Source organism: Segeticoccus rhizosphaerae, assembly GCF_009192725.1.
In the GTDB taxonomy this organism is placed as follows: Bacteria; Actinomycetota; Actinomycetes; order Actinomycetales; family Dermatophilaceae; genus Segeticoccus; species Segeticoccus rhizosphaerae.
In genome coordinates, this window is record NZ_VOHR01000002.1 from 20,837 (window position 1) to 40,956 (window position 20,120).

18 protein-coding genes and 2 pseudogenes are annotated in these 20,120 nt (G+C 66.6%); 8 read left to right on the forward strand and 12 right to left on the reverse strand.

All coding sequences use genetic code 11. The annotated features are described in order from the left end of the window. Positions 1-18: 18 nt before the first annotated feature. The 4 genes and pseudogenes from FRW57_RS00450 to FRW57_RS24945 all read right to left on the reverse strand — a co-directional run. The gene (locus tag FRW57_RS00450; protein WP_137121201.1) at positions 19-1,650 is read right to left on the reverse strand and encodes a hypothetical protein; all 1,632 of its coding nucleotides are present in this window, start codon (positions 1,648-1,650) and stop codon (positions 19-21) included. Next, positions 1,647-3,971: a hypothetical protein gene (locus tag FRW57_RS00455; RefSeq protein ID WP_137121200.1), complete on the reverse strand. Its 2,325-nt coding sequence runs from the start codon at positions 3,969-3,971 to the stop codon at positions 1,647-1,649. Before FRW57_RS00455 ends, FRW57_RS00450 begins: the two co-directional genes overlap by 4 nt. Before the next feature lie 182 nt (positions 3,972-4,153). Further along, positions 4,154-4,666, reverse strand: coding sequence for a GntR family transcriptional regulator (locus tag FRW57_RS00460; RefSeq protein ID WP_238999221.1), 513 nt, complete (start codon positions 4,664-4,666; stop codon positions 4,154-4,156). A gap of 24 nt (positions 4,667-4,690) precedes the next feature. After that, a pseudogene (locus FRW57_RS24945) lies at positions 4,691-4,987 on the reverse strand (GntR family transcriptional regulator); the annotation flags it as partial. Positions 4,988-5,062: 75 nt separating this feature from the next. On the opposite strand from FRW57_RS24945, the gene FRW57_RS00465 reads away from it, so the two are divergent. Genes FRW57_RS00465 through FRW57_RS00485 form a run of 5 tightly spaced genes read left to right on the forward strand, consistent with a single transcriptional unit; the run spans position 5,063 to position 11,827 of the window. Then, positions 5,063-6,268, forward strand: a complete 1,206-nt coding sequence (locus FRW57_RS00465) for a CaiB/BaiF CoA transferase family protein (protein ID WP_137121198.1) — start codon at positions 5,063-5,065, stop codon at positions 6,266-6,268. 9 nt (positions 6,269-6,277) lie between these two features. Next, positions 6,278-8,359: a hydantoinase/oxoprolinase family protein gene (locus FRW57_RS00470; protein ID WP_152185002.1), complete on the forward strand. Its 2,082-nt coding sequence runs from the start codon at positions 6,278-6,280 to the stop codon at positions 8,357-8,359. Positions 8,360-8,362: 3 nt separating this feature from the next. Next, entirely contained in the window at positions 8,363-10,237 is a 1,875-nt protein-coding gene (locus FRW57_RS00475; RefSeq protein ID WP_137121196.1) for a hydantoinase B/oxoprolinase family protein, read from the forward strand. Positions 10,238-10,265: 28 nt separating this feature from the next. Next, positions 10,266-10,880 (forward strand): isochorismatase family protein, encoded by a 615-nt coding sequence (locus FRW57_RS00480; protein WP_137121195.1) that lies wholly within the window; start codon positions 10,266-10,268, stop codon positions 10,878-10,880. Next, a complete protein-coding gene (locus FRW57_RS00485; protein ID WP_137121194.1) occupies positions 10,877-11,827 on the forward strand; it encodes a hydroxymethylglutaryl-CoA lyase in 951 nt (316 codons plus the stop codon). Before FRW57_RS00480 ends, FRW57_RS00485 begins: the two co-directional genes overlap by 4 nt. Here FRW57_RS00485 and FRW57_RS00490 read toward each other — a convergent pair. From FRW57_RS00490 to FRW57_RS00520, 7 genes and pseudogenes are all read right to left on the reverse strand, one after another. Beyond that, a pseudogene (locus tag FRW57_RS00490) lies at positions 11,824-11,973 on the reverse strand (IS481 family transposase); the annotation flags it as partial. The gene FRW57_RS00485 and the pseudogene FRW57_RS00490 sit on opposite strands and share 4 nt — an antisense overlap. 668 nt (positions 11,974-12,641) lie before the next feature. Beyond that, positions 12,642-13,070, reverse strand: coding sequence for an Hsp20/alpha crystallin family protein (locus FRW57_RS00495; RefSeq protein ID WP_137121233.1), 429 nt, complete (start codon positions 13,068-13,070; stop codon positions 12,642-12,644). 433 nt (positions 13,071-13,503) lie between these two features. Further along, positions 13,504-13,896, reverse strand: a complete 393-nt coding sequence (locus FRW57_RS00500) for an ABC transporter substrate-binding protein (protein ID WP_238384622.1) — start codon at positions 13,894-13,896, stop codon at positions 13,504-13,506. 326 nt (positions 13,897-14,222) lie between these two features. Continuing rightward, the gene (locus tag FRW57_RS00505; protein WP_137121193.1) at positions 14,223-14,546 is read right to left on the reverse strand and encodes a phosphatase RsbU N-terminal domain-containing protein; all 324 of its coding nucleotides are present in this window, start codon (positions 14,544-14,546) and stop codon (positions 14,223-14,225) included. Further along, entirely contained in the window at positions 14,543-14,965 is a 423-nt protein-coding gene (locus FRW57_RS00510; protein WP_238384621.1) for an STAS domain-containing protein, read from the reverse strand. The genes FRW57_RS00505 and FRW57_RS00510 overlap by 4 nt, the downstream gene beginning before the upstream one ends. Continuing rightward, positions 14,962-15,840: an STAS domain-containing protein gene (locus tag FRW57_RS00515; protein WP_152185003.1), complete on the reverse strand. Its 879-nt coding sequence runs from the start codon at positions 15,838-15,840 to the stop codon at positions 14,962-14,964. Before FRW57_RS00515 ends, FRW57_RS00510 begins: the two co-directional genes overlap by 4 nt. Further along, a complete protein-coding gene (locus FRW57_RS00520; RefSeq protein WP_137121191.1) occupies positions 15,841-16,920 on the reverse strand; it encodes a sigma-70 family RNA polymerase sigma factor in 1,080 nt (359 codons plus the stop codon). 89 nt (positions 16,921-17,009) lie between these two features. Between FRW57_RS00520 and FRW57_RS00525 the strand changes: the two genes are divergently transcribed. Beyond that, positions 17,010-17,477, forward strand: coding sequence for a hypothetical protein (locus FRW57_RS00525; protein WP_137121190.1), 468 nt, complete (start codon positions 17,010-17,012; stop codon positions 17,475-17,477). 204 nt (positions 17,478-17,681) lie between these two features. On the opposite strand, the gene FRW57_RS00530 is transcribed toward FRW57_RS00525, so the two are convergent. Further along, complete coding sequence (locus FRW57_RS00530) at positions 17,682-18,314, reverse strand: TetR/AcrR family transcriptional regulator (RefSeq protein WP_202911483.1); 633 nt, start codon at positions 18,312-18,314, stop codon at positions 17,682-17,684. Between the two features lie 270 nt (positions 18,315-18,584). Here FRW57_RS00530 and FRW57_RS00535 point away from each other — a divergent pair, with 270 nt between their 5' ends. Beyond that, positions 18,585-19,355, forward strand: coding sequence for an SDR family NAD(P)-dependent oxidoreductase (locus tag FRW57_RS00535; protein ID WP_137121189.1), 771 nt, complete (start codon positions 18,585-18,587; stop codon positions 19,353-19,355). A gap of 124 nt (positions 19,356-19,479) precedes the next feature. Next, positions 19,480-20,037, forward strand: a complete 558-nt coding sequence (gene msrA / locus FRW57_RS00540; protein WP_152185004.1) for a peptide-methionine (S)-S-oxide reductase MsrA — start codon at positions 19,480-19,482, stop codon at positions 20,035-20,037. The last annotated feature ends 83 nt before the right edge of the window (positions 20,038-20,120 follow it).

Below are 20,120 nucleotides of genomic sequence, written 5' to 3' on the forward strand. Positions count from 1 at the left end.
GGGCACTCTACGAGAATTTCAGGCGAGCAGGAGCAGGCCCAAGAGAGCTTCGAGCGTGGCCGCAGTTCCGGCGAACAACTCGCCGAGCTCGATCGTCGTCACCAGTTGGGCGAGCAGGACTGCCACCGAGGCGCCTGCCGCGACATCCAGGGTGAGCCCGATCAGCTGGCGGAGTTCGTCGAGGTAGACCGGCGCGCGTGTCACAGGGCTCTGGATCACGTGTTCCCCGTCGAGTACGTCGGCGTCAGGCGCGATCGCGAGATTGCCTGCTGCAATCGCTGCCAGCGCCGCCAGCGCGAACGTCTCGATCAGTTTCAGCTCTGCTTCGCTGGGGGAGTTCTCACCCTTCTTCCGCTCGCCGAAGATCTGGTAGACGATGACGCCGGGAGCGGCAAGGGCCGTGGCCATGAGCCGACCGTCCGGCAACGGGGTGATCGGCAACGGCCGCCACATCCCGGGCATGTACGGCTGGAACTTCGTCGGCGGTGGCCACGAGCTTCCGCCGCCCGGGAGGAGCGCCGCGATCAGCTGCTCCGAGAGTTTGGTGCTCCCGAAGACCACCGCGTTCAGGAAGTACAGATATCTCCCACCCAGCTGCGCCGCCCCCTCATAGATCTGCGTGATCGGTTTGATCTCGTAGACCGTGCTGTCGGACAGGTCGAGAATGTCGGGTTGACCGACAGCGTTGGTGACCGTCGAGACCAGGGCGTCGCGGACTGCCGCTATGCGCGCGTTACCTGCCGCGACGTCGCTGAGGTACTGCAGCGACTCCGTCCCCGCATCCCAGATGTGGGTGTCGAAGATGATGTCATGGCCCTGGTGGGCCTCCCAATACTCGGCCATGATGATCTGGTGGGCCAGCTGCCCGTCCTGGGCACGCTTCTGCGGGTCCGGCTCTGCCGTACGTCCCAATGCCTTGCGGAAACGTTTGCGCGTCGCCCGCAGCGCCTCGCGGTACCGCTCGCCGAATACCACTTTGACCTGCCCGGAGGCCTCCTCGCGCAGAGCAGGCTTCGGGAAGTCTCCCTGCTCCAGGTCTGCAAGGGTGGCGCGGACGATCGCGTCGCTGGCGTCGGGATCGCTTGCGTAGAGCGACGTGCGCACGTCGTCCGACAAGGAGATGAACCGATCGAGCACAGAGTCGACCACGTAGGGGTCCGAGGTCCTCATCGTCCGGCTCAGCAGCTGAGTCGCGGCGTCTGGTGGGATGGCGTCCTTCGGTCCCAGGCCGAGGGCGCGGCGCGCGGTCAGGGCAGGGGAGGAGGGTGAGCCCGCCACCGGATCGAGGACGACGGCTCCGACGGCGTCGAAGATGCGGCCGACGGCAGCGATGAGCTGCGCCCGGAACCGGTCGTCGGTGCCGGCGATCGGGTTCTGCGTCGCCGGTCCGCCGACGTGGGCACGGACGTCGTCGACGATTGCGGCGAGTACGGCGTGGTCCTCGGCGTGTCGTGCCGCCTCAGTCGGTGGGTCGGGCGCCCCAGCGTCTCCTCCAGGGGTTCCGCCGTCGGCGGTGTACGTCTCGGCGCCGCTTGCGGCGGCATCGACGGGAGTGACGTCCGCTCCGCGTGGCAGGTCGACGAGGGCCCCCGTCGGCGCGGCGGCTGAAGGGGTGCCGGCCGCAGCCTCCGCCACAGCGGGCGTACTCACGTGGGAACGCCGTTCTTGCTGCGCCCATCCGCCGTCGTGGCGACGTGCCCATGCACGGCACTACTGCTGGGTGCGGCCGAAGTCGTGGCAGCGGAGGTGGTCTGCGGTTCGTCGCTCTGCGCGAAGAACACCTTGCGGTAGATGTCGGCGCCTGGCGTGTCGTGACCGGTCACGAGGGTCGAGGCCAGAGCTGCCTGCGCGATCGGCGCATTCTTGGCAGCGATGGCCGCGTCCTGCAGGCCGTGGCTGTACGGGTCGAGCGCATCGCCCTGGCCGAGGATCGCCTCGACGAATACGCCATCAGTGCGTTGCACGATGTGGTCGTACGCCAGCACGATGCCCGGCACCTGCACCTGAAACGGGCTGTACGGATCCTTGAACACCGTGTGGAGATTGCGGACAACCCGCAGGTACGCCGCGCCGGTCACCAACTCGCCGGAGTCGTCGGTCGGCGTGGCCGTCTCGACCAGCGACTGCAGTGTGTCCTGGTAGTCCGGGATCCCGCTGAGCGCATGGACGATCGCTTCGTGGACTTTGTCGACGTACTCAGGCCGCATGGTCTGCTTGAGCAGTGAGCCGACCTCCGGCAGCGTGCACTCCTGGTAGTTCTTCGAAATAACGATGTTGCCGTCGCTGTCGTGCTGGGCCTTGCCGCTGGCATCGAGGACGATGTCCTCGGTGTAGTAACCGACCCTCGCGTTGGTGAGGTGATAGATCACGATGTGTTCCTGGTTCATCTGCCGAAACACGTAGTTGAGCGTGCGCGCCACGTTGATGTTGGCGATCTCACGAATCGTCGAGTCGTCTTCCGTGGTGGTGAGCGTCGACGCGGTCTCGGTGTTCACTGTGACACTGCGGTTGGTCGACGCTTTCAGCGCGTGCTTGCGCGTCGCGTTCGCGACGTTCTTGACCGCTTCCTCGCGCGCCGAGTTCGCAGCACCGTTGTACTTCGCATCGATGCTGGCACTCCCGAAGCCCCACGACGCGGATGCCTTGGCGCCGATACTGAACGACGAGGACTGCGCCTCGGAAGCCTTGTCGGTCTGCTCTTGGCTGACCATGTCCTCGAAGTCGGACTGCGCGTCGGTGGCGGTCGAATCGAGGATGCTCGCGGCCTGCTTACTCGTGTCGACGTCGTTGCGGTAGCTCTTCATGCTGATCGTCGTCTTCTCACCGGCGAGCAGCGAGAACGTCTTCAACAGTCGTCCGGCGCCATACGCACCGAGGTAGGACGTGAGGTTGAGCGTTTCGACGATCATCAACTTGTTGAGGATGCGCACGCTCGCCGGTTGGGTCGACAACGTCACGGAGACCGTCGACGACGCCTTTCCGCCGTCGGCGCTGCTCACGTCGACGGTGAGATTGTGTTTGCCAAGACCCAACAGTGGCATCGTGAGACTGAATCCGGGTTGGTCGGCCGCGACGGATGTCTGCTGCTTGTCCCCGGAGACCGAGTCGGTGACGACGATGGTGAGGGCGGCCGCGGGAGTGACGCTCGCCGTACCTGACACGACGACGGATGCCTGGCCGTCTGGGGCTGTGACCACGGATTGCGGGCGCGGGCTGGCGACGACGACGGTAGGGACCGTGTGGACGTCACCCCCGCCACCGCCCCCGTCGTCGAGTACGACCGTGACGGTGGCCTGTGCCGCATCGCGGCCGGTCAGTCGGTGGCCGCGGTAGGTCCCGCCTTCGACCACTCCGATCACGTTGAGGACGTGATTGCCTGCGGTGGCGAGGGTCAGCGGTGCCGTCCACGTGCCGGACGCCCCGACCGTTGCGGTCACCGCCTTGCCGTTGCCGTCGCTGACACTGATCAACGGGGTGCCGAGGTAGCCGTACGCCCTCCAATGGCCCGATAGCTGCAGCCCCACACTCTGGCCGGTGCTGTGAACGGTGCTTCCTGGCGCCGGTGAGTCGATGAGCACGACGATCTTTGGCGGTTCCGGAGGGTCGGGAGGGTTCGTGCGCCCGCCGGGCGGAAGCATCGGAGCGGTCGGCCTCAGCGCGCTATGTGTCAGTGAGAGCGGCCTCCGCGCCGGTCCCGTGGTCGTCGCGGCCGAAGCCTGGGCAAGTGCCGCCGGCGCGCCGGCCGCCAGTACCGTCCTCGGGTCCTTGGCCGGATCGAGGAATGGGTCGGCCTCGTCACCGAAGCTGAGCGTGATGTAGTTGCGGCCGCTGTAGGACATCGGCTCGGGAACGTCGTAGCTGAGCGGTGTCGCGACGCCGGTGGGCGACAGTTCGACCATTGGCGGCGGCGCCTGGGGATCTACGTCAGTGACCAGCGAGACATCTGACGGTACGGACTTCTTGGTGGCCATGATGCGAAACTCCTCCGTAGCTACGTTGTGCCGGAGTACCGGGCACGCTACACACAAAGAGTGGATGACCTCCTGCGGTGATACCCGAAACCTGCCGGCAAGGGGAGCGATCAAGCCACCGACCTGGCGACGCGCCATATCGTCGCTCCAGGCCATGTCGTATACAACGAGCCATGATCGGACTAGGACCCGGGGACAGCCGCCGCTTCTTCTGGAGGGGGCTGGTTGGGCGATTCGAGTGATTGGCCAGTCGCTGCTTCAGGCCCGGACTTGTCAAAATAGCGACGCATGACCGACCAGGCTGCGTGCACGTGGGAGCGCATGACGGACTCTGCCCAATCGGGGTCTTCAGCTCGGAGGGCGTCCACTAGTTCGCGGTGGTGGGCCATGCTCCGTTGCAAGGAACTCCTGGAGTAGCGGGAAAAGGTGTGACGCACGAGAGGAACCTGAAGGTTTGACGTGACCAGGTCCCCGAGTCGCGCGTTCCCGGACGCATCAATGATTAACCGGTGGAAGTCGTTGTTGAGCTCGGTGACCCTGTCGAGGTCGGGTTGCGTTGCGTTTGCGGCGTGTTCCATGTCGCTGTTCATTGCGGAGAGTGCTTCAAGATCGGCCCTACCGGTGGTAGCGGCCAGCCGACAACCGTATGGCTCCAGCAGCGATCTCAGACCGTAGATCTCATTGAGGTCGGACATGGTCCAAGTCTGGACCTGGACGCCACGGTTCCGCTGGTACAGCACCAGCCCTTCGGCGGCCAGGTGCCTGAGTGCTTCTCGTACGGGGGTCCGGCTCACGCCGATGCTCTCTGCTAGTCCGTCTTCACGCAGCCACTCTCCACCCGAGCGTTCCCCTGAGAGGATCTGCTCGCGGATGCAGCGGTACGCGTGCTCGGCAGCTTGACCTGCGTCGGAGGCGTGACCTCGTGGACTCACATTCCCCATGGCTCCAGCATCCACCCGGCGGAGGTTGCATGCAATCTCTTGACTTTGTGAACTGGGTACATCTAGGTTCGGCATTGAGCCACTCCACTGATAGACGCCCGTCGGAGTGCCAAACCGTGGTGGCGTGTCTGATGCCAAAGCGAGCAGCCAATGACAGATCCGCAGCGACTCCCTCTGGACGACCTGCGAGTCGTGGAACTCGGCCAATTGCTGGCTGGGCCGTTTTGCGGGCAGCTCCTCGGAGATTTCGGCGCTGAGGTGATCAAGGTCGAGGATCCTGGCCGCGGCGATCCGATGCGGCAGTGGGGAAGGGAGAAGCCGTACGGGAAGTCCCTGTGGTGGCCGGTCGTCGCCCGGAACAAGAAATCGGTGACGGCCAACCTCCGGACCGAGCAGGGACAGGACATTGTCCGCAAGCTGTTGTCTTCGGCGGATGTCTTGGTTGAAAACTTCCGGCCCGGCACGCTTGAGCGGTGGGGAATGGCGCCGGAACAACTGTGGGAGATCAACCCCCGGCTCGTGATCACACGGGTGACCGGCTACGGCCAGTCGGGCCCCTACTCGCAGCGGGCCGGCTATGGATCGATCGGTGAGGCAATGGGTGGGATCCGTTATGTCACTGGAGATCCGGACCGGCCGCCGGCACGTACCGGGATATCTCTGGGCGACTCTCTGGCTGCCGTCTTTGCGTGCTTGGGCACCCTGGTGGCGCTGCACCAACGCGAGCGCAGCGGACGCGGTCAGGTTGTGGACTCGGCGATCTACGAAGCGGTGTTGTCGATGATGGAGTCAATGCTGCCAGAGTGGCAGATCGCGGGTTACCAGCGGGAACGGACCGGCGCGACCTTGCCCAATGTATCCCCGAGCAATGTCTATCCAACGTTTGATGGAGAAATGGTGTTGGTAGCGGCGAACCAGGACAGCGTGTTTCGCCGTCTCGCTGCGGTCATGGAGCGCCCCGAACTGGCTACTGACGACCGGTATGCCACGCACAGCGCCCGAGGGCAGCGCATGGAGGAACTGGATGGCCTCATTGCGGAGTGGACGTCGACGATCCAAGCCGATGATCTGCTTGAGTTGTTACACGCCGGAGGCGTTCCCGCGGGTCGGATCTTTCAGGCCAAAGATATGTTCGCTGACCCGCATTTCGGGGCTCGTGAGGCCATCGTGCGGTTGGCCCATCCGGATTTTGGTGAACTCGCGATGCACAACGTCGCGCCACGCCTGTCGGAGACGCCGGGAGCTGTGCGGCACGTGGGGCCCGGGCTAGGAGAGCACAACCAAGAGATTTACCACGGCCTGCTGGGGATGAGTGACGGCGAGATGACGTCCTTGCGGTCCTCCGGCATCATTTGAGGAGAGAGCATGTCCTGCCGGCTTGGCGTTGATGTGGGTGGCACGTTCACCGACCTCCTGTTGATCAATGAGGACACCGGAGAGACCTTCCGAGAGAAGACGCCCTCGACACCCGAGGACCAGTCGGTCGGTGTTCTTCGGGGCGTCAAACGAGTGTGTGAGGACGCGGGGGTGAGTCTCGACCAGGTCCGTTCCCTGCTGCACGGCACCACGGTTGCCACCAACGCGATCCTCGAGGGAAAGGGAGCCCGCGTCGGTCTGGTGACCACGGACGGCTTCCGTCAGGTGCTGCAGATCGCCCGCTCCTTCGTGCCGGGAGGCCTGGCAGGCTGGATCATCTGGCCCAAACCGGAGCCCCTGGCTTCGCTCGAGGACACCGTCGAGGTGCGCGAACGCGTCGGGAGCGACGGAGAAGTTGTCACAGTCCCCGATGAGGACGACGTGCGGGCCAAACTGGGCCGGTTGCGCGAGCATGGCATCGAGGCGTTGGCTGTGTGCCTGATCAACTCCTACGCGAACCCGCAGCATGAGCAGCGGATCGGCGAGATCGCTGCTGAGGAGCTACCCGGCATCCGGGTGTCGCTGTCCTCATCAGTCTTGCCGGAGCTGCGCGAGTACGAACGCGCGATCACGACCGTGGCCAATGCCTATGTGCAGCCGCAGGTCGCCAGCTACGTGGCGCACCTCGAGTCGCAGCTCGACGAGTCCGGAGTCGTCGGCAGGCTGTACATGTTGCGCAGTGACGGGGGCCTCGTCTCGGCCAGATCTGCGGAGGACAACCCGGTCGCGATGCTCATGTCGGGGCCAACGGGCGGTGTCACGGGAGCCGTGTGGGTGGCCGAGGAAACCGGACACGAGGACTTCCTGACCTTCGACATGGGAGGCACGTCGACGGACGTCGCCCTGGTGCAGGGGCTGACTCCACGCATCGGTCGTGAGACCACGGTGGCCGACCTGACGGTGCGCGCGACCTCGGTCGACGTACGTACCGTGGGAGCGGGTGGGGGATCGATCGCACACGTGCCGGAGCTGACCCAGGCCCTGCGGGTCGGCCCTCAGTCCGCCGGGGCCGTCCCGGGCCCGGCGGCCTACGCGGCGGGTGGGACCGACCCGACCGTAACTGACGCCAACGTCGTCCTGGGATACCTTCCGACCGAGCTTGCCGGGGGCGAGATCACGCTTGATCGAGACGCCGCCTATGCGGCGGTCAAGGCGATCGCCGATGCCACCGGACTCGACTCGGTCGAGGCAGCGGCCGAGGGAATCATCGACATCGTCAACGAGAACATGCTCGGGGGCCTTCGGCTCGTGTCGGTGCAACAGGGATTCGACCCCCGCGACTTCGCTCTGGTCGCCTACGGTGGCGCCGGCCCATTGCACGCCAACGCGATCGGCCAGCTCACCGGCTCGTGGCCGGTGATCATCCCGCCCTCCCCAGGCGTCCTGTGCGCCCTCGGTGACGCGACCACGGGCCTGCGTGACGAGTCCGTGCGCACGCTGGTTCGCCGGTTCAGCGAACTGACCGACGACAGTCTGCGCGAGATCCTCGACGAGCTGGCGGCGACCGCCAGGGTCTCCCTCGACGCCGAGGGTGTCGACGCCGGCGACCAGCAGGTGACCTATGCCGCCGACGTGCGCTACCACGGTCAAGGCTTCGAGATTCCAGTCATCATCGACATCGACGCGTTCGACGGTACCGGCGCCGGGCTCGACAGCATGAGGGCGGCCTTCGATGCCGAGCACGAGCGCCTGTTCTCGTTTCTCTTGCGCAACGAGCAGGAACTGGTGACCGTGCGCGCAACCGTCAGTGGGCCACGCCCTGACTTCGCCGCAGCCACGCTGGCCGAGGGCGGCGCCGATCCCGTGGCCGCTCGGCGGGAAGATCACGAGATCTGGGTTGATGGGGCGCTGGTGAAGGCCGGCATCTACGACCGTGCCCGGCTCCAGGCGGGCAACGTGGTGCACGGTGCTGCGGTGATCACCGAGATGGACTCCACGACGCTGGTGCTTCCCGGGCACACGGCCACCGTGCACCCCAGCGGGAGCCTGCTCATCCGGCCCAACGACACCGACCAGAGCAAGGAGGGCTGAGAGATGGCGCGCTTGATCCAGACCGCGACCGAACCGCTGATGCCGGTGGAGGTGGACCTCGTCACTCTCGACTTGGTCGAAAACGGGTTGCGCAACGCTCGGTACGAGATGGACGAGGTCCTCTTCCGAACCGCGTTGTCGCCTGGTATCCGCGAGCAGCACGACGAGTTCCCGCTCATCGGTGATCCCGAGGGAAAGATGGTCGTCGGGCAGTTCGGGCTCTCGATCCCCGACTTCTTGGAGAACTTCGAAGGGGACATCGAAGAAGGGGATGTTCTGCTCACCTCAGACCCGTACTCGTGTGGTGCGGCGATCAGCCACGCCAACGACTGGCTGGTCGTGATGCCGATCTACTTCGAGGGGCGCATCGTAGGGTGGTCGTCGATGTTCGGCCACATGTCCGACGTCGGCGGCAAGACACCCGCGTCGATGCCCACTGATGCCCGCACCATCTTCGAGGAAGGCGTGGTGATCCCGCCGTTCAAGATCTACAAGGCCGGCGAGCTGGCCGAGGACTCGCTGCGGATCATCCTCAACCAGGTGCGCAAGCCGGACTGGAACCGCGCCGACCTCAACGGCTTGGTCGCCGCCTGCCGCACCGCCTCGCGTCGGGTCCAGGAGATGTGTGCGAGATTCGGCGCCGACACCTACACCTCGGCATTGGACGCACTGCTCGATCGCAACTACCGAGCAATGAAGACGCTGCTGCAGATGGTCTTCAAGGAGGGCGAGACGCTCTCGTTCACCGACTACATCTGCGACGACGGCGTCGGCTACGGGCCCTACCAACTGAAGATGAGCCTGACCCGGACCGGGGAGAAAGTGCTCATCGACCTCACCGGGAGCAGCCCCCAGGCAGCCGGTCCCATCAACTACTTCATCAACGAGAACCTGATGCGGATGTTCTTCGGGATCTACATGATCACCGTCGCGGATCCGCAGATCCTGTGGAATGACGGCTTCTACCCGCTGGTCGACGTCAAGATCCCCGAGGAGTCGTTCTGGAAGCCGAAATATCCGGCGGCACTCAATGCCCGTAACCACGGAATCGGACGCGTCTTCGACCTGTTCGGCGGTCTGCTCGGGCAGACGAACCCCGACCTGTTGAACGCTGCCGGCTTCTCCTCGTCTCCGCACTTCATGTTCTCCGGGAACTACAGCTCCGGAGACCGCAAGGGAGAGTGGTTCCAGCTCTACTCCATCGGCTTCGGCGGAATCCCGGGCCGGCCGATCGGCGACGGTCCGGACGGCCACTCACTGTGGCCCTCCTTCGTGAACATCCCCTGTGAGTATCTCGAGTCCTACTACCCGTTGCGAATTGACCGTTGGGAGACCATCAGCGACACCGGCGGAGCCGGGCTGCATCGGGGCGGAAACGGCGTCGACGTCTCCTATCGGTTCCTCGAGGCCGGCACCATCGCGATCCACGACGACCGCTGGCTGACCTACCCGTGGGGGGTCAACGGGGGCGAACCCGGGACGCGCGGCCGTAAGTGGATCGTGCGGGCGGACGGGAGCACCGACATCATCGCGAGCAAGGTCATAGACGTGCAGGTCTACCCCGATGACGTCCTTCACTTCGTGACCTGGGGCGGCGGCGGCTGGGGCGATCCACTGGCTCGAGACCCCGAACTTGTCGCGCTGGAAGTCCGTCGGGGGCTGGTCACCAGCTACGGAGCGCGCCGGTACGGCGTGGTCTGCGACGACGACGGCAACGTCGACGACGCCGCCACCGACGAACTTCGCGCGGAGCTGCGCTCCGGTAGGCCTGACCCGCTGCCGACCTTCAACATGGGCCCCCCGTTGGAGACGATCCTGGCTCGCTGCGAGGAGGAGACCGGCCTGCCTGCCCCACACCCCCCGGCGCCGGCGCTCTAAGCCTTCCGACATTCGAGGAGCATGCTCAATGGACTCGTCGTTCGCCGATGGATTCGCCGGGCGCCTCATCCCAGGCCGCCGCCCCGCGGTGCTAGCCATCGACATGATGCGGGCGTACTTCGATGAGCAGAGCCCCTTCTGCTTGCCATCGACGTCCTGCCTCGACTCGGCCAGCCGGGTCCTGGCTGCGGCACGTGCCACAGGTGTGCTGGTGGTGCACACTCGAGTGGAGTACGGGCCGAAGGGTGTGGACGCCGGTGTCTTCCTGCGAAAGGTGGGTGGGCTGGCGCAGCTCATCGGCCCGGGGCCGATGAGCGAGCTGATGCCGCAGGTGGCTCCGGCCGACGGTGAACTGGTGGTGGTCAAGCAGTACGCCAGCGCGTTCTTCGGCACGTCCCTGGCCTCGACGTTGGTATCGGCCGGCGTCGACACCGTCGTCGTACTGGGCGTCAGCACCAGTGGATGTGTGCGGGCCAGCGCAGTCGACGCGTTGCAATACGGGTTCGTGCCGCTGGTGGTCCGTGAGGCGGTCGCCGACCGAGACGACGGCCCACACGAGGCGAACCTGTACGACCTGCAGGCCAAGTATGCCGAGGTGCTGGACGAGCAGACTGCAGTTGCGTATTTGAAAGAGACCACATGAACGCCGAGTCCGTCACGAAGGATCTCCCGGACCGCGGCGACGTCGTCGTGTGCGAGGTGTCGCCGCGCGACGGCCTACAGAACGAGGACGTGCTGATCTCCACGGCAGACAAGGTCGAACTGATCCGGCGAGCGGTCCGTGCCGGCGCTCGGCGGGTGGAAGCTACCAGTTTTGTGCACCCGCGCCTGGTCCCGCAGATGGCCGATGCTGAGGAAGTGGTGGCCGCGCTGCCTCAAGAGGATGGAGTCCGCTATGCCGGGCTGGTGATGAACGCTCGTGGCCTCGATCGTGCGGTCCAGGCCGGCATACGCGAGGTAAACGTCGTGGTCGTGGCCACGGATGCGTTCTGCCAACGTAACCAGGGCATGAGTACTGCCGCGGCATGTGGCGTGGCTGGTGACCTGGTGTCGCGAGCCCGCGACCAGGGACTGTTCACCACCGTCACAGTGGGTGCGGCTTTCGGCTGCCCGTTCGAGGGCGAGGTGTCCCTGGACAGGCTGGGCGAGATACTTCGGCGGGTGATCGACGCCGGACCTGACGAACTCGCGCTGGCTGACACGATCGGCGTGGCGGTGCCTTCGGACGTCACGACCCGAGTGGGCCTGGCCGCCGAACTCGTCGAAGCCGGTATGCCTCTGCGGTTGCATTTGCATGACACCCGGCACACAGGCGTCGCCAACGCCGCGGCCGCGATCGATGCTGGCGTCACGGTCCTGGACGCGAGCATCGGCGGCACCGGCGGTTGCCCGTTCGCTCCGAACGCGACCGGCAACGTGGCGACCGAGGACCTGGTCTACCTCTTCGACCGAATGGGCATACGCACCGGGCTGGATCTGACAGAACTGACCGAAGCGGTCGAGTGGCTGGAGGGACGGCTGGGCAAGCCACTACCAGGCGCCCTGCTGCGGGCTGGGGCATTCCCTTCGGCTGATCCGCCCATCGCCTAGGTGTGATGTCCAGGGACGTTGGTCAACCTGGTTATGGGTCGCTGGCCTCCGATTGCGGAGTGGGCTCGGTGGTGATTGTAGAAGTGGAGCCAGCCGGGCAGTGTGGTGTTGCGCTGCTGTGTTGATTCATAGAACCGGGCGTGGGCGTGCGGCGGGCCAGTTCGGCTTCGGTCAGGCGGATGCGTCGGGTCAGTGAGGCGATCCGCATGGAGCGTCCGGGCAGGGGCCGGTATCCGCCAGCGGTGGTCTCTGAGGTGAGTCGTTCATTCAGCACGGCCAGCTGCCCGATCAGGGCGCGCGAGCTCATCTGCTCTAGTCGGGCCTGCTCGGTCGGGACCGGCTCTGGCGCGCCGGCTGCCGCCTGCCGTTCGCTGCTCATGTCGACGAGGCTCCTGGTGGTCTTGTCCGCGGCGTCGTAGCCGCGGGATGGCGCTGGCGGGACCGTGGTCCCAGCCCCAAGAGGACGGGCCGGGACCACGGCCCGGGAGGGGGTGCCGCCGCACCCGCGAGGGGTTCCCCGTGGGGGCGGTCGCCGCGCGGTGTGCGTCGGGCGCTTGCTGGTTACACGTGCGGGTCGGGCGGGCAGCCGCCTCTATTGGGACGGGTCACCGGTGGCGATCACCTGCCTTTCGGGTCGTGGGTGGCTTGGCGGGTCGGTGGTGGCAGACGCGGAGGTGAGCGTTGTCTGCCCCCGCTGCCGGGGCCTGGGGTGTGGGTCTCTGCCCGCGCCGCCGGCCCGTCCCGGGCGGCGAGCCGGCGACGCGAGCAGAGACCAGTGGGCGTCGGCTGCGATGGCCATGAGGCTGTCTCGCGCTCAGGCGTTCAGGGCCTGCCGGTCCCGGCCGGTGTCGGAGATCTGGATCTTGCGGGGCTTGGCCTGTTCGGCGACCGGGATCCGTAAGGTGAGCACTCCGGCGTTGTAGTCGGCGCTGATCTGCTCGGTGTCCAGGTTGTCACCCAGGACCAGTTGCCGGCTGAAGGTGCCGCGCGGCCGCTCGGCGGCGATCAGGTCCTCGGTGTCTTCCCGCGCAGGGCGTTCGGCGCGCACGGTGATCACATTGCGCTCCACGTCCAGGTCGATCGCGTCGGCGGCGACTCCGGGCAGGTCGAACTCGACCACGAAGACTTCGCCGTCGCGCCAAGCGTCCATCGGCATCGCCGCGGGGTGGGCCAAAGTGCCGTTGCCGAAGACCCGCTGGGTCAGCCGGTCCAGGTCCCGGAACGGGTCGGTGCGCATGATCATCTGAGCCATTGGTAAACCACTCCCTCCTGATGAAGCAGTCTCAGCCACCTGAACCTCTGGTGGCTGCCATAGATCTCTTATAGCACTCGCGACATTCTGGGGCAAGAGCACCATGACCAGCTTGTGGAAGGACCACTGCGTCGGACGGACCGGCCAGGTGCCGGCGATGAGCACGCGGGAGGTGGCCACCACCTGGGGCCCGCGCCCCGAGGGGTCCGGAAACCGGGGACGCCCGGTGAGCCGGGTCGGTCCCGACCGGGGCGTGTACGCCATCTCGGTCGCGGCCGAGATGGTCGGCATGGACGCGCAACACCATGCGCACCCCGGAGGTTTGCGCCCAGTTACACCGTTCGCCGGAACTGGTTCATGTGCACGGTGGCGGCGCGACATGAGCGCGCGCGCCGCGCCGCCACCGCGTATGTGATGGCAGGGGTTAGAGCCCGAGTCCGGTCAGCAGCCGGTTGAGCAGCGCCGAGACACCGGTCAGCGGGCCGTTCTGGTCGAGAAGGCCTGCGACCGCGCAGACGAGGTTGCCGAGCAGGTTTCCAGCGCCGGGGACGGCCGTGATGTCGAGGTGCACCGGTGCCAGGTCGACGACCAGTCCCAGCAGGTCCAGATGGAGCGGGCCAAGGTCGAGGTCCAGGACCGAGCACCCTGTGCCTGCGGCGGTCAGGTCCTGGATGGGCGCCGTGAAGGTGGTGCCAGCCGTTGGCAGTCCGGTGCCGGTGATGGTTCCGGACAGCTGCAGGACGCCGTTGACCACGGAGGTCGACAGGTTGCTGAGCTGTCCGGTGAAGGTACTGCCGTCTTGAAGGGTGCCGGTCACGGGGAGTACTGCGTCGGCTGCCTGAGCTGTCGCGGATGCCTGTGGTGCCGGTGACGCGGCTTGTGCTGACGCCGCGGCCGGTACGACACCCAAGGCGACGGCTAGTGCAATGGTCGTCCCGGTTGAGACAAGCTTGGTGCGTAAAGTCATTTCCCACTCCTTGGTCGTCCGCCGATCGGCGGTTGGTACCCGTGAAGACCCCCCAGTGCTCGACCGATGACGCGAGGGTTGAGGCGACCGGGCCGCGCCAGCGTGGTCTGTCCCCCGTGGGTGGGCGGATGAACGTCAACGTCGCTGCGTCATGCGACCGCGACTGCCGCGTCCGGTTACGTTCTCGGCTTGGCGTCAGGCAGGTGTCGGGGTGCGGTGGCGCGCCGGTTCATCTCGTACGGAGCCAGTACCTCCAACAGAAACCAGGAGGCGCGGGTCGCCACCGCGACCGCGTCCACGCAGGCTTCACTGAGCACTTCGATCACGGTGTCATGGTGGACCCGGGCGACCTCGAGCAGGGCAACGCCGTCGCGCAGGGCTCGGCGGCCGAGGTCGTAGCCGTCGGCCAGGGCTGCCTCCTCGCCGTGGTCGAGATAGCGCAGGAAGGCGACCTGGTAGTCGCGGCGCAGGTCCTCGTGATGACCCGGCTGCCTGGTCACGGGCGCCGCTGCGGCCGGCGGGGTGGTCGGTCAGCCGAGCCAGGCTGGCCGTCGCGGTGTCCGTTGAGGTAAGTCAGACCTTCTTCGAGGTCCAATGCGGTGGGGACCTCGCCCGGGCCCATGCCCAGGCGCACCATGGCGAAGGCCACGTCCGGCTGGATGCCGACGATGACCGTCTCGGCGCCGCGTAGTCGGGCCATCTCGGCGATCCGGCGCAGGGTCATCGAGCCGAAGGAGTCGAGAACATCCAGTGCGGCGACGTCGATGATGACACCAGTAGCCCGGTCCGTGCCGATGCGCTCCACCAGGTCGTGCTGGAAGCGCAGCATTTGGGTGTCATCGAGCGCAGTGTGGACCGACGCCACGAGGTAGGAGCCTTGGCGCAGGATCGAGACGAGGGCCGGTCCGGTGTCGCTCACGAGCTGGTGATGCCCTCCTCAGTGGAGACGTGGTAGCCCAGCAGCCGCTCGGCCTCCTCCAATCCGCCTTGCAGGTCGCCGATGGTGTTCATCTTGCTCAGGTCTACACCGATGGTCACAAGGGTCTGGGCGATTTTGGGGGAAAGCCCGGTGATGATGACGCTGGCGCCCATCAACCGGGAGGCGTCCACCGTCTGGACCAGGTGGTTGGCCACCGTCTGGTCGACGTCGGGTGCGCCGGTGATATCGATGACCACCACCTTGGCTCGGTGCGTGCGGATGCCGTTGAGCAGCTGCTCGGTCAGCTGGCGAGCACGCTCACCGTCCAAGGAGCCAATGATGGGCAGGATGAGCAGGCGCTCACGAACCGGCAGTACCGGAGTGGACAGCTCGCGGATGGCGTCCTGCTGCTGACGGATCACCCTTTCGCGCTCCTCGACAAAGCTGACGGCCACCGTGTTGGCGATCCGGTTGGCGGCGGGTTCGTAGGCGTCCAGGACGCGGTTGAGCAGAGCGAAGTCGTTCTGGTACTTCTCGAACAGCGACCGGGCCAGGACGTCGCGCAGCAGTAAAACTATGCCGACAACCTCGTGCGTCTCCACGCCCCGGGGAATGATGCGCTCGGACAGGTCGCGCGCATAGTGCTGCAGCGCCTCGACGCTGCCGGTCTCGAGCACCTCGACGTAGTTGTCGTACACCGAGGTGGTCTCCGCGGCCATCTCCTGGGCCGACATCGCCTCGAGCAGGTGGGCCTCACGGATACGGCTGGCCCACTCATCACGCAGCTTCGCCCGATGCTCACGCAGGTGCGCCACCAACTGGGGCAGCAGCTGGTCCTCGTCCACGTCCCCTTGGGGCCGGTTCTCGTCGTTCATCTAGTCCTCCTCCAACCATTTGGTCATGGTCACTGTGGTGCCGCGTCCCGGCTCGGATACGAGCACGAACTCGTCCATCAGCCGACGCGCCCCTGGCAGCCCGAGGCCCAACCCGTTGTAGGTGCTGAACCCGTCCGCCAGCGCCTCCTGCGGATTGGTCATGCCCGGGCCGGCGTCACGCGCCACCACGCGCACCCCTGCTCGGGGCTCGCTCAAGGTCTCGACGAGCACCTCGCCGCGACCCGCGAAGCGGACGATGTTGCGTGCAACCTCGGAGACGGCGGTGGCGACCAGGGTGGTCTGGGTCTTGGCGAACCCAAGTTTGGCGGCCACCTCGCGGGCCGCTTGCCTGGCCTTGACGATGTCCGCGTCGCCCTGCACGGGAACCCGCAGCTCGTCTTCGCGGGCTTCGGCGCGGCCCAGCAAGGGTTCCGCAACGCGGGCGCAGAAATCGCATCCCAACAGGTGGCGGCCCACGCCCAGGTCCCGCTGTCGTCGCCTGCTTCCGCCCGAGAGCGCTAGCAGGACCGGGCGGCAGTCCTCGGTTGGCGGCGGTCCCGGCTCCATCGTCAACAGGTACTCCACACGAAGCCGCGCGCGGGTGCGGTGCAGCTGGGCCGCCACCGCACCCGCCGAGGACCCGGCTTCGGCCGCCAGGCTGCGGGTGTCCTGGCCGGAGACCTCGTGCGCAAGCAGCCGCGTCCGCTCCTGCTCCCCCAGCCTGCCCAACGCCTCGCAGATCGCCGCCTGCTCCTCGCCGAGCACAACCTGATCCTCCGGCGCCTCGGGAGTGGACAGGTCCAAGGCGCGATGCCGGTTGCGGGCTTCGCGGTCGCGGTCCCTCCACATGGTGGCGACCACGTTGCGGGCCGTGGCGATCGCGTACGGCTCGACCATGCTGGCCTCGATACGGTCCCAAGCGGTCATGATCCGCAGCAGGGTCTCTTGCACCAGGTCCTCGGCGAGATGCGGGTCCGACACCCGGGCACCCACCACCCGTCGCACGACAGGCAGCACCCGCTCGACCGCCTCAAGGCCGGCGTTCTGGGCGCTGCCGTCCACTGACGGCCCGGAGCTCATGGGTGCCCTATACCCGCCTAGGCGCGTCATGCACCTCCGACGTTGGCGTCTCCATGGGTGACAGCGCACTCAACGGCAAGGAGCGACCCATGACCGTCCTGCAGTTTCGCCGGCCCTCTCGGACCCCTCGTCCGGTGGGGGGACCCGGGGGCGGTCGCGCCAGTCGGCCTCGAGTGCCGGTGCGCGGCACGTTCACGGCACCTGACCTGACGCCCGGATCGATGAACGGCTGGCTGCGCGTCATGCACTGCTCACTGCAAGGCTCAAGGCTGCGATGCCTGGCGGTCGTCAGCGGCACGCTGTATGACGCAGCCGGCCAGCGCCTCGGGCTCGCCAGCACCCGGTGCCTGCTCCCGGTCACCATCGAGATGGATGAGCGACCTCAAGGACACAGCAACGAGGCCTCTGGCACCGTGCTCGTCGGACCGTTGGAGGTCAACCTGCTCGGATTCCAAGTGCAGGTGGGTCAAGTCCGCCTACCCTTCACGGACTCAGAGAGTGGCCAGCGGACCGAACGCACCAACGTGATGCCCCTGTCCGGGGCGCAACGAACATGATCGCCGTGGTGCTGTTGACCCCGATCATCGGACTTGGGCTCATCCTGCTGCTGGCGTACGTGGAGAGATGGGCCTTGGACAACGACGAACGCAGCCCCGCCGGCCCCCCAGCGGCCGGAATGAGCCCAGCCCCTCGGCGCTCGGCGGCCGCGGTGCGAAATGTGACCTGAAGTGGGTACCACTTAACGGGCGCCCGCGGCGGCCTCAGGCGGCCTTTTCGGCGTACGAACCGATGTGTTCCAGCGCCATGTTCAACGACACCTCCATCGGGGATGCATCATGCGCCGCCTGGGACAGCAGGTATCCGCCCTGCAAGGCGGACATCAACCCGGTGGCCAGGCGCCCGGTGTCCGCGTCCGGTCGCAGCGCCCCGCTGGCCCGCATGCGGTCCAGCGCACCCTTCATCAGCATCTCCCAGCTGTTGAAGTGCTCCGTCAAAGCAGTCAGTGCTCCCTCGTCCTCGTCGGCCAGCTCACTGAGCAGCGATCCCAGGGCACAGCCGTGCGCCCCGCGACGCAGCTGCACGCGATTTACGGCCGCGTCCCGCCACCGTTCGAGCCCTCGCATGGAGTCAACGCGACCGAGCAGGGCAGCTTCACGTTCGAGGATGGCCTCCGCCCGGCGGGCGATGACCGCCGCCACGAGTGCTTCCTTGTCGGGGAAGTGATGGTAGAGCTGGGACTTGCTGGAGCCGGTGGCCGCCCTCACATCGTCAAGACGGGTGCGGTTGACCCCGTGAACCCGGATGAGCTCGTCGGACGCCTGCAGGATGCGGGCGCGCGTGGCTGCACCTCGCGCTGTCAGTCGTGGGGGTCTCTGACCCTGGTCACCGGGCACGTAAAGACCATATCCGCCGGACACGACACTCGCATAGGGCCGGACCACCCGGTCCACTACAATTCCACGCTCCCACCCCAGCGGGAGGGGCAGCGCCCATCCCGAAGCGGCTTGGGGCACGTCGACCTCCGCTCATGCAACAGCCGCGGACAAATCGGATCAGCACGGTAAGGAACAGCCTCCGCTCGGCACCTACCTCCACAGCTTCATGCAACGAAAGAGACTGCCTCCACACATGGAGCGACAGGAAACCAACCGGAGGTTACAGCAATGTCTGACCGTTTCGTAGGGCGCAAGCTGGTCGTCACTGGCGGCAGCAGCGGCATGGGGTTGGCCACCGCAGTCACCGTTGTCGCAGAGGGCGGCTCCGCTGTCCTCGTCGGACGGAACCAGGCCAAACTGGACGAGGCAGTCCAGACATTCGGCGGCAGTGGTCAGGTGGCGACCTTCGCCGGTGACCTGAACGACCCGGCTCAGGTCGAAGCGATGGTCGAGGCCATCGCACGCGACCACGCGGATACCAGCATGCTGGTGAACTCGGCCGGGTTCTTCATCCCCAAGGGCTTCCTCGACTACGACCTGGCCGCTTACGACTCCTACATGGACATCAACCGCGGCACATTCTTCCTGACCCAGGGCGTGGCTCGGCTGATGATCGCCCGCAGTGGCGGGTCCATCGTCAACATCGGCTCCATGTGGGCGCACCAGGCCCTGGCGGCCACTCCCTCATCCGGTTACTCCATGGCCAAGGCCGGCCTGCACGCTCTGACGCGCAACCTGGCGATCGAGCTCGCAGGCGAGCACATCAGGGTGAACGCGGTGGCACCGGCAGTGGTCGCCACGCCCCTGTACGAGGGCTTCCTGCCCAAGGACGGCCTCGACGACACGCTGCACACCTTCGACAGCATCCACCCGTTGGGCCGCATCGGCACCGCGCAGGACATCGCAGCCGCCGTGGCGTACCTGCTCTCCGACGACGCCAGCTGGGTGACCGGAAGCATCGTGAACGTCGACGGCGGCATCATGGCGGGCCGCAATTGAGCGGCCTCGCCGCGTTGGCCTGTGCAGCAGCGACGGGTGGTGGCCACGAGCGCTGGCTGACATCGGCACCAGACCACGGGGTCGGACACCAGGACGGCCTCGCCCTAGTCAAGGAGGACCAAGCATGACGACCACCCGTGCAGGCGCGGACCCCACTGCGACCACCGACCCCAAGGCCCAGGTGGCCATCTTGGCCGGCGGCTGCTTCTGGGGAATGCAGGAGCTCGTCCGCAAGATGCCGGGCGTGCTGCGCACCAGGGTCGGGTACACCGGCGGCACGGTGGCGAACCCGACGTACCGAAACCACGACGGGCATGCGGAGGCCATCGAAATCGAGTTCGACCCCGACGTGCTGCCGTTCCGGACACTGCTGGAGTTCTTCTTCCAGATCCACGACCCGTCAACCCTGAACCGTCAGGGGAACGACCTTGGCACCAGCTACCGGTCGGCCATCTTCTACACCAACCAGGCGCAGCGCACCGACGCGCTGGAGACGATCGCCGACGTCGACGCGTCCGGTCTGTGGCCTGGCCCCGTCGTCACCGAGGTCACGGCCGCGTCCACGTTCTGGCAGGCTGAACCGGAGCACCAGGACTACCTGCAGCACGTCCCGCACGGGTACACGTGTCACTTTGTCCGACCGAGCTGGAAGCTGCCGAGACGCGCGCATTCCCCGGCATAGGGCCTGGCAACCGAGAAGGCTCCGTCGGCGCGCACCGGACGCAACCCAGCACGCGGACACGGATGCGCTGGACACGGTCATAC

What these genes read in the sequence shown, in the direction of transcription:
- FRW57_RS00455 (WP_137121200.1), bottom strand. Translation starts at nt 3,971, where the DNA reads ATGGCCACCAAGAAGTCCGTACCGTCAGATGTCTCGCTGGTCACTGAC.
- FRW57_RS00460 (WP_238999221.1), bottom strand. Translation starts at nt 4,666, where the DNA reads ATGTCCGACCTCAATGAGATCTACGGTCTGAGATCGCTGCTGGAGCCA.
- FRW57_RS00465 (WP_137121198.1), top strand. Translation starts at nt 5,063, where the DNA reads ATGACAGATCCGCAGCGACTCCCTCTGGACGACCTGCGAGTCGTGGAA.
- FRW57_RS00470 (WP_152185002.1), top strand. Translation starts at nt 6,278, where the DNA reads ATGTCCTGCCGGCTTGGCGTTGATGTGGGTGGCACGTTCACCGACCTC.
- FRW57_RS00475 (WP_137121196.1), top strand. Translation starts at nt 8,363, where the DNA reads ATGGCGCGCTTGATCCAGACCGCGACCGAACCGCTGATGCCGGTGGAG.
- FRW57_RS00480 (WP_137121195.1), top strand. Translation starts at nt 10,266, where the DNA reads ATGGACTCGTCGTTCGCCGATGGATTCGCCGGGCGCCTCATCCCAGGC.
- FRW57_RS00485 (WP_137121194.1), top strand. Translation starts at nt 10,877, where the DNA reads ATGAACGCCGAGTCCGTCACGAAGGATCTCCCGGACCGCGGCGACGTC.
- FRW57_RS00495 (WP_137121233.1), bottom strand. Translation starts at nt 13,070, where the DNA reads ATGATCATGCGCACCGACCCGTTCCGGGACCTGGACCGGCTGACCCAG.
- FRW57_RS00515 (WP_152185003.1), bottom strand. Translation starts at nt 15,840, where the DNA reads ATGAACGACGAGAACCGGCCCCAAGGGGACGTGGACGAGGACCAGCTG.
- FRW57_RS00520 (WP_137121191.1), bottom strand. Translation starts at nt 16,920, where the DNA reads ATGAGCTCCGGGCCGTCAGTGGACGGCAGCGCCCAGAACGCCGGCCTT.
- FRW57_RS00525 (WP_137121190.1), top strand. Translation starts at nt 17,010, where the DNA reads ATGACCGTCCTGCAGTTTCGCCGGCCCTCTCGGACCCCTCGTCCGGTG.
- FRW57_RS00535 (WP_137121189.1), top strand. Translation starts at nt 18,585, where the DNA reads ATGTCTGACCGTTTCGTAGGGCGCAAGCTGGTCGTCACTGGCGGCAGC.
- msrA (WP_152185004.1), top strand. Translation starts at nt 19,480, where the DNA reads ATGACGACCACCCGTGCAGGCGCGGACCCCACTGCGACCACCGACCCC.